Genomic DNA, 8,977 nt, shown 5'->3' with positions numbered 1-8,977 from the left:
TGCTTCTGCCCCATATAATCCTCCAACGGCGGCCCGTCCTGGCCCATCGTGAACGTGCCGGGCTGGATGGGCACGAGCTTCATACCGATGGAGTTGGTGATGGGCTCGGCGGCGTGAAGCGGCGTAAGCGAGCAAAGAATGAAACTGGCGAAGATTGTGAGGGTAGATTTCATTGAATTGGCTACCGGGAATGGACGTTTCAATGCCTCTGGGCGAGTGAGGGTGAGGTGGAACATCTTCACGTTTTGACGGAGGTGTTGAGCTGCGAAACAAGGATGCCGGCAAAAATCACCGCGCCGCCGGTCAATTGAAGTGGCCCCATTGTCTCGCCCATGAACAACCATCCCGCCAAGTATCCGACCAACGGCACTGCGTTCATAAAAAAGGAAGCGCGGGCGCGTCCGACGTCATGGATGCCTTTGAGGAAGATCAAATTTGGCACCAACAGCGCAAACACTGCGCCGTAGAACAGCACGCCCCAATCTCGGAGATTCAGACTGCGATAAAGCTGGAAGCTTTGCTGCGGAGCAGACCACGCGAGCATGACCACGGCCCCCGTGCATACCATCCATGTCGTCACAAACCACAGGTCGAGCCGGGCCAGCAGAGACCGGCTCCAGACCACATAGATGGCCAGGAAAAGCACTGAAAGCAGCACCAGTCCGTCTCCCGCAAGCGTCTGACCTGTGAAGCCAGTCCCACGCCCAACCACCACCGCTGCCACTCCGGCCAATGCCACCAGCGCACCCAGCCACTGGCGTGCCCGCAGGCGCTCCAATCCCAGCAGCGCAGAAATCGATACCACCACCAAAGGCGTGCAACCCCAGATGAGCGCAGAACTGGCGGTGGAAGTTCTCACCACTCCGGAAACGAAGGCCATCTGAGTGAGGCCATGCCCGACAAACCCCAGGCCTGTGAGTTCGCACGCTTCCCGCCATTCAACCTGCCGCCACCGCCCGGCCCGATGACAAACAACCAGCATCAATACTGCGCCAACAAGAAAACGATCCGCATTGTAAACTGAGATCGGCATCGCACGTCCTCCGAGCTTGATGGCGATGAACATTACGCCCCAAAGCAACGCCATGATAGCCAGCAGACCATATGTCACCCCGATGCTGCCGGGGGATGTCATGGCGGATGGTGACTGATTTTTCATACCGCTCAGTAAAGTCCCGTGGGAATCAATTGTTTACAGCATTGTCGTTCAATATGATCGGTCAGACTATTTCTAAATGACTCATGACATCACGAAAACCGAATCACATTATGCCCGAGCACGACCACCATGTGCAGGAATGCATCTTCACTGGCGCAGAGATCGGCATGACCATGGTGGGATCGACCGCCGCCACACAGGGCTTCAATGCCATCCCACTCACCTGGCACTCGCACGACCGCCATGAAGTGCTGATGCTGCTGCGCGGAGGCGCAGCGTATGAGTTCAAGAATGGCACCGAACTGGAACTCGCTGGTGGTCACATGATTGTCGTTCCGGCGGGAGTTCTACACCGGGGATCAAAAGACGTGCGCATGCCCTCCGTCATCTGTGCAGTGAATTTCGACATCGCACATCCGGTCACGCGGCACAGTCCGTTCACGAAGAACGAATTGGCATGGATCGCCGCGCAGTTTCAGAGCCGCACGCCCCGATTGATCTCCATGAGCCCGACGCTCCGTCGTATGGCTCAAACACTGCACCAGATGATCCTCCAACAACGCAAATCACCGCGCACTGCCGATGGCACCGCCTCCATGCGCCTGCTCGTTGCATCGATCATCCTGGAAGTCGCTCGGCACACCAGCGGCACCCATCAGCGCAGCACCGCCGATGCCGTGACCCTCGCCATGGAACACATGGAAAACCATTTCACTGAACCGCTGCCCATGAACGAGGTGGCGCAGAAAGCCGGATGCAGCCGCGCACATCTGTTCCTCGTCTTCAAACGCGAGACCGGCATGAGCCCCAACGACTGGCTGCAACGCCGCCGCGTCAAGGCCGCCACCGACCTGCTCCGCACCACGGGCCGCAAGCTCGAAGACATCGCCGCCGCATGTGGCTTCACCTCGGCCCCATATTTCTGCCACGTCTTCCGCAAATACACCGGCAAGACGCCTGGCGAACATCGGCAGAAGGCGTGATCCGCGCACCGTTACAATCGGACAAACTATAGCTCAGGTTTGCCACCAACCCTTTGGGGCTTCCATTCGTGGAATGCCGTATCGCTTTCACCAAGCGCACACGTGGTAGCCTTGTTGTCCGGTGGCTCGCCCATGGTCCAGCCAGATGGGGCCGCCTTCGACCCTGCAGATGAAGTTCGTGACCGGCTCGGCGGCGTGGAGGGCGAGCGATGCCAAGAAGACACCGACAACGAGTGTGGGGAAGAGTTTCATACTCAACGAATCCAGATGCCTTTTCCCGTGCCACCTTTCGGCGTGGTCTTGGGGTAGTTGGGGTTCGGCTTTTGCTCGATGACCTTCACGACTTGCTCGACAGGCAAATCGGTCTGCGAGTCGCGGGTGTGGATGCCGGTGATGCTGACGTTGCGCACGGTGCAGTCGAGGTCGGGGGAGAAGATCTCGATCCACTTCGCGGGATCGGTGCCGGGCGCGCCCTTGTAGGTCATGGACTTGGGGCCGAGTTCGATGAGGTGATAGTCGGCGGGAGGTGAAAAGAGCAGCTTCACATCGCGGATGGTGAGTCCGTCGGTGTTGGCGTGGACTTGGATACTGCCGGGGCGATTGAAGGTGAGGTTTTCAAACACGATGTTCTTCAGGGTGCCGATGCCGGCGCTGAAGTCGTTGTCGCGCCCAACTTCAAGGTTGGGCTGGTCGTAGAGCTTGAAGTCGCGGATGTCGGTGATGCCGCGCATCGTGATGTCGTGAATGGGGCAATCGAGCGTGGTGCCGTCGCTGAAGCGCTTCACGCCGGGCAGCAGGCGGATGGCATCGGTACCGTGTTTGTCCTCGGGCGCGCCGACGATGTGCTCGATGCTGAGATGATGAATGGGACCGAACGTGACATTGTATTGCCGCCAATCCCATGCGGTGAGCGAGACGGGATCATCATGCGAGTCACCGCTCACGTTGCGGATCACGCCATCGCTCGCGGGGCCATCCACATGCACGCCATCGCGTCCATGTTGATCAAGGGTGAGGCCATCGACGGTGAAGTCGCGGATGTTGCCAAGATGAATGGCGAAGGCCTTGCTCTGGCGCACGGTGACATTCCGCACCGTTACGCCGCGGACGTTGTGCAGTAGGATGACGCCGTGCGTGCCGGGCACGGGATTCTGTTTCGCGGAGTGGCCGCGTTGGTTGCCGTTGGCGTCCTTGGCCAGGTTCAAGGTCGTCCAGATGCCGCCTTCGATGATGATGCCGGTGTCAGGCTGCGTGTCCTCGGGCACTGGTTGTTCTGCAAAGCCGACGACATGCTCGTTGCGCACCATGCAGGTGTTGCTCCCGGGTTTGAGGCGAAGCTCGACGGTCGGATCAGCGCTGATTTTTTGACCGGATTTTAAGATGAGCGGGCCATCAAGGTAATAGGGCTTATCTCGCGCGGGAATGTGCAGCGTTCCTTGGGCATCGAGCGTCGCTTGCATGGCCTGCGTCCACACTTCGGCGGTGACGTTGCGCGTTTCGGCTTTGCCAGAAGCGTCCGGCCATTTCTCGGTCCAGGTCTCGGTGTGGACGAGTGGCTGAAAATCGGACAGCTTCTTGACGGCTGGTATTGGCAGCTTGTCCGACGGTTTGAGATAGCCCAGTGATACGAAGAAGGTGTCCAGCTCGCGAATGGTGCGGTGGAAGCATCGAGTGGCTTCCTCGCGTGGCTCGCCCTTGCCGCGCCCGGGATTAAAGAAGCCATGTGGCTGGCCTTCGTAGGCTTTCAGTTCGCAGCGATTGCCTGCGGCGGTCATGGCTTTGGCAAAGAGTTCCACCGTGGGGAATGGCACCGCCTCATCCTTCGTGCCGTGGAAGAGAATGCTCGGAGGCAGACCAGCGCGAACGAAATGATAAGGCGATATCTCCTGCGGTCGCCCATCGGTGCGTGTGCGGATATCGGCGATCTTTTCGTCTGAAAGCAGCCCGGGATGGCCGTCCACCGGCGACAGCACCACAGCGGGATTGAACAGCGCGAGAGCGTTCGGCATGGAGCTGACTTCCTTGTGATCTCCGTCCTCGAAACCCGGCACCAGTGCCACCGCAGCGGCGAGATGACCACCAGCGGATTCACCTCCGGCCACGATGCGGTCGGGGTCAATACCGAGACGAGCGGCATTGGCACGAGCCCAACGAATCGCGGCCTTCGCATCGCGCAGGCAATCCTGCGGAATCACCCCGTGGCGGCTCAGCACCCGGTAGTCGCACGGGATCGCGGCCATACCGCGCTGCGCGAGGTAAAGCGACTGCGGCAGGAATTGCCCCGGCGATCCACCTTTCCATCCACCGCCAAAGAAAAACAACACTGCGGGACGACGATCTGACACCCGATGACCCGGCGGGGTGAAGATGTAGGCATTGAGCTTCACACCGTTCACCTCCCGATAAACCTCCACGCTCGACCCCGGCATTTCCGGCGGGTATTTCCAGCTCACGGGCGGCTCGGGAAGATCATCAGCGGCATGAAGTGTGGCCAGCGGCGCGAGCAGCAGAGCCGAGCAAAGCAAAGCGTATGGCCGCGAAGATAGCCGATAAAGCGGATCACAAAACGATCGGCAAACAGCCTGCCAAGTTGATTTCAAACGTGTGCAGGCAACGGTGAGGGAGTGTTTCATCATTGGTAAGTTGGGCGGAAGGCCCGGAACGTGGTGCGCTGCTGAGCCGAAGGTGGAGTTGCGGCGGTTAGGCTAGGAGCGCCTTCACCACTTCGCCTTCGACATCGGTCAGGCGGAAGTCGCGGCCGGCGTAGCGGTAGGTCAACGATTCGTGGTTGAAGCCGAGCAGGTGCAGGATGGTGGCGTGGAGGTCGTGGACGTGGACTTTTCCCTCGGCGACGCTGAGGCCAATGTCGTCGGTGGCTCCGTGAATGTGCCCGCCTTTGACGCCGCCGCCGGCCATCCAAATGCTGAAGCCGTCGTTGTGGTGATCGCGGCCCACTTTGGGCGTGAGCGGCATTTGCGCGGTCGGGGTGCGACCAAATTCACCGCCCCAGATGACGAGTGTGTCTTCCAGCATGCCTCGGTCTTTGAGGTCTTGGAGAAGCGCGGCGATGGGTTGATCGCATTCGGTGGCGAGGCGCTGATGGGCTTCTTCGATGCTGTTGTGGCTGTCCCAGGGTTGGCCGGCCCCGTGCCAGACCTGCACATAGCGAACGCCGCGCTCGGCGAGGCGGCGCGCCATGAGCATTTGGCGGCCTTGCAGGGTGTCGCCATACATCTCGCGGATGGATTGCGGCTCTTTCGTGACGTCAAAGGCATCGGTGGCCTCGGTCTGCATGCGGAAGCCGAGTTCGAGCGACTGGATGCGAGCTTCCAACTGCGGATCGCCGGCGCGCGGCTTGCGGTGCAGTTCATTGAGCTGTTGGACGTAGCCGAGTTGGCGGCGTTGCTGTCCGGGAAGGATGGCGGTGTTGCGCAGATTGGAAATGAGGTGATCGGCCTGGGTTTCCTTGGTGTCGATGTGGACGCCCTGATAGATGCCGGGCAGGAAGGCACTGCGCCAGTTCGAGCTTTGGGCCACGGGCAATCCGCCGGGACACATGACGACGAAGCCAGGCAGGCTCTGGTTCTCTGTGCCGAGGCCGTAGAGAGTCCAGGAGCCGACACTGGGGCGCGGCAAAGTCAGATTACCCGTGTTCATCATCATCAGCGCGGACTCGTGATTGGGCACGTCGCTGAACATGGAGCGCACCACGCAGAGATCGTCGGCGTGTTTGGCCACATGAGGGAAGAGCTCGCTGATCTCGATGCCGCTCTGGCCGTGTTTGCTGAACTTGAACTTCGATCCGAGGGCCGCGCCACTGAGGCGCTTGTCCTTGCTCAAATCTTTGGCGATGGGCAGCGACTTGCCGTGAAGGGCATTGAGCTTCGGCTTCGGGTCAAAGGTGTCCATCTGCGACGGTCCACCGTTCATGAAGAGATGGATGACTCGCTTCGCTTTGCCGGGGAACTGCGGCTGCCGCACCGCGAGCGGCGAGAGGTTCGCGGCAGTCGCCTGAGTGAGGCCCATGTCATTGAGCAGGCCAGCCAAAGCGAGGCTGCCGATGCCAAATCCTGCGCGGCTGAGCGCTTCGCGGCGGGTGAGGAAAGGATTGTGTGGATTCATAAGATTCAAAAAGGGGTGTTGGTTCAGTCGATGAACATGAACTCGTTGGTGATGATGAGGGCCTGCGCCATTTGCTCCAAAGGCGTGAGTTTCGGCGGCGGCGGCGCTTTGAAATCTGCCTGGGAATCCCAGACGGTTTGCATTTCTTTCGGTGCTTTCTCCGGCATCACGAGCAACCGAATAGTCGGCACCCAGCGAAAGCCATCGGCGTTCGTGTTCTCACGGCAATCCACCGTGAAATCCAGAATCTCACCGGCTTTGACGGTCACTTTTGGAAGCGTGGTCGGCGCAGAAACCCCGTTGGAACGATCCACGATCCATTCGCCGATCTGCCCGGAACGTGATGAGATGACACGGGCGCGAATCCCATCGCCGCTGCCCTTGGCTCCAACGGAAATCTCGCCACCGATGCCAAACTCTCCGGCACGCGGCGCAATCCAGCGTCGGATGGCCGCTTTCTCGAGCCCTGCTCCTGGATGACCTCCGCTCGCAGTCAGACTGACGAAGCCGTGCTCCGTATCCGGAAACACACGCGCTCCCTGGTAGCGCTTGGTGGCCGCATCGAAATAGGGCAGCGGCGAAAAGGCCGCGCTCCTTGCCACTGCGGGATCCGCACTGCCGAACCCAAGCTGCCAGGAACCCGGGAGCATTTTACTTTCCGGCGTCGTGGTATCGGCGAGGAGACTCCGGGCCAGCGACTCTTCTTTGGGAAGCGGGACGCGCTGATACACCCGGCGATAGAGTTCACGCGTTGCCATGGTCACCTTATCCCCAGGTGTTTTGGCAGCCGCTTTCTCCGCATCTGCCGCCAACTTCCGCGCTTGTTCGATGATGAAGCCGTCGTTCAGCGCAAAGAGCGCCTGCTGCGGCACGAGGGTCTCGGTGCGCTGGGTGTTGGAGATGTCCGGCGAGGGAAAATCGAAGGTCGTGAAAAGCGGGTCGATATTCGTGCGATCAACGAAGCCATAGATGGTGCGCCGCCCAGTGAAAGGCGTGGTGGAGAGATTCACCGCACGTCCAGCAATGGCGGGATCGAGCAGGCCGCTGGTGGCGAGCATCGCATCGCGCATCGCCTCAAAGTCGAGGCGACGGCGGTTCGCGCGCCAGAGCAGCGTGTTGTCCTGATCGATCTTCGCCGCATCGGGGCGGTTCGTGCTGGTCTGCTGGTAGGTGGCGCTCAGCACGATATCCCGCACGATTTGTTTGGTGGACCCATTCCGCTGCATGAAGGCAGAGGCCAGCCAATCCAGCAACTGCGGATGACTCGGCGGCTCCGACTGCAAGCCGAAGTCGCCCGTCGTTTTCACCAGCGCCTGGCCGAGGAGATGACGCCACATTTGATTCGCCCACACTCGCGGTGTCAGTGGATTGGTCGGGCTGCTGATGCGTTCGGCCAGTTCTCGCCGGCCGCTCTGCGCTTCGGGAAAGGGTGTCTTCTTGGGCTCCAATACTTCAAGGAAACGCCGGTCCACGGCATCGCCCCGCCTTGCTGGATCGCCGCGAACGAAGATCACTGGCTTGACCATCTTGGCCTTTTCATTCATCACCATCGCACGAGTCGGCGCACCAGGATGGGTGGCTTCCACCTCCGCGACTGCTGGGTCCACTTTTGCGTAGTCTTTTCGGGATTCGACAGAAGGGCGGGCCACCCTCTCCACATCCGCCACTTGGAGATCCAGAAGGCTATCTTTTTTCAGGAACGCATCGAGCAGAGGTCCGCCGGCAGCCTTGGGCAGCTTGCCTGCTGCAGCCAGAACGGACCCGTAGGCACGCACCAGCGCCGCCAGGGTGTCTGGCTTCTTCTCTTGGAGGACTTTGAGCACCAATGGATGAATCTGGGGCTTCGTCTCCGGCGCTTGGTCGCTCGAGAGCAGGGTTTTGAGCAGCGCAGCCTGTTGGGCGGCTGGAGCGGCGGCTACTTTAGCCAGTGGGCCGAGCACTGTGTCCTGGAGTGCGTTTGGCGACTTCGTCAATGCCTTCCATTGCTGAACCAGCGGGTCGAGGGCCGTCTCCGAAAGCTTGGTATCGGTGAGGACTCTGGACATCGCTTTCTTATCAAACTCCAAGCGGCACAGCGCATCGAAATAAGCCTCTGGCTTTGCTTTCACGTCGGCAATCGCCTTCGTGCGCAGTCCAGCGGTGAGATCGGCGACAGCCTTCATGGCCTTGGCCTTTTTCGCCTCGTAGTCGGCATGAACTTTGGCATCCACCTTTACAGAGGTGAGCGTGATTGCTGGCAGGTTTTCCGGAATCTCCGAGCTGCTGAAGATACCGTGAAGCGCATAGAAATCCGCCGTCGGAATGGGGTCGTATTTGTGATCGTGACAGCGGGCACAAACCACCGTCAGCCCCATCAGGCCACGGGTCACCACGTCGATCCGGTCATTGATTTGTTCCTCGGTGCGCCGCAGAAAGCGTGGACCAACCGTAAGAAAACCCAGCGCCGCCAACGCAGGATCATCCGCCTTCAAGCCCAGCAAATCCGCTGCGATTTGCTCGCGGATAAACTGACCATAGGGCTTGTCGTCATTGAAGGCACCGATCACATAGTCGCGGTAAGTCCAGGCGAAAGGGTAGCGGAGATCCACCGTTGGGAAGAAATCCTGCGTGTCCGCATAGCGTGCGATGTCCAGCCAGTAGCGCCCCCAGCGTTCGCCGAAATGCGGTGAAGCGAGCAGTTCATCGACCTTGGCCGCGATGGCCGTATCCGCAT

The 8,977-nt window shown here is 60.1% G+C and carries 6 protein-coding genes; 1 reads left to right on the top strand and 5 read right to left on the bottom strand.

Features of this window, described 5'->3' with window-relative positions; all coding sequences use genetic code 11:
- Positions 1–238 precede the first annotated feature (238 nt).
- A complete protein-coding gene (locus ACIREA_RS20015) occupies positions 239–1,066 on the bottom strand; it encodes a DMT family transporter (RefSeq protein WP_397384114.1) in 828 nt (275 codons plus the stop codon).
- 203 nt (positions 1,067–1,269) lie between these two features.
- On the opposite strand from ACIREA_RS20015, the gene ACIREA_RS20010 reads away from it, so the two are divergent.
- Positions 1,270–2,142 (top strand): helix-turn-helix domain-containing protein, encoded by an 873-nt coding sequence (locus ACIREA_RS20010; protein WP_397384113.1) that lies wholly within the window; start codon positions 1,270–1,272, stop codon positions 2,140–2,142.
- A gap of 87 nt (positions 2,143–2,229) precedes the next feature.
- Here the strand turns inward: ACIREA_RS20010 and ACIREA_RS20005 are convergent, their stop codons facing one another.
- The 4 genes from ACIREA_RS20005 to ACIREA_RS19990 all read right to left on the bottom strand — a co-directional run.
- Complete coding sequence (locus ACIREA_RS20005; protein WP_397384112.1) at positions 2,230–2,394, bottom strand: hypothetical protein; 165 nt, start codon at positions 2,392–2,394, stop codon at positions 2,230–2,232.
- 2 nt (positions 2,395–2,396) lie between these two features.
- Positions 2,397–4,667, bottom strand: a complete 2,271-nt coding sequence (locus tag ACIREA_RS20000; RefSeq protein ID WP_397384111.1) for an alpha/beta hydrolase fold domain-containing protein — start codon at positions 4,665–4,667, stop codon at positions 2,397–2,399.
- 175 nt (positions 4,668–4,842) lie between these two features.
- Positions 4,843–6,264: a DUF1501 domain-containing protein gene (locus tag ACIREA_RS19995; RefSeq protein WP_397384110.1), complete on the bottom strand. Its 1,422-nt coding sequence runs from the start codon at positions 6,262–6,264 to the stop codon at positions 4,843–4,845.
- Between the two features lie 23 nt (positions 6,265–6,287).
- The coding region (locus ACIREA_RS19990; protein ID WP_397384109.1) for a DUF1549 and DUF1553 domain-containing protein at positions 6,288–8,977 on the bottom strand (2,690 nt) is incomplete at its 5' end.

This window comes from Prosthecobacter sp., from assembly GCF_044373815.1.
Taxonomy (GTDB): Bacteria; Verrucomicrobiota; Verrucomicrobiia; order Verrucomicrobiales; family Verrucomicrobiaceae; genus Prosthecobacter.
This window is presented reverse-complemented; position numbering and strand designations above follow the sequence as displayed.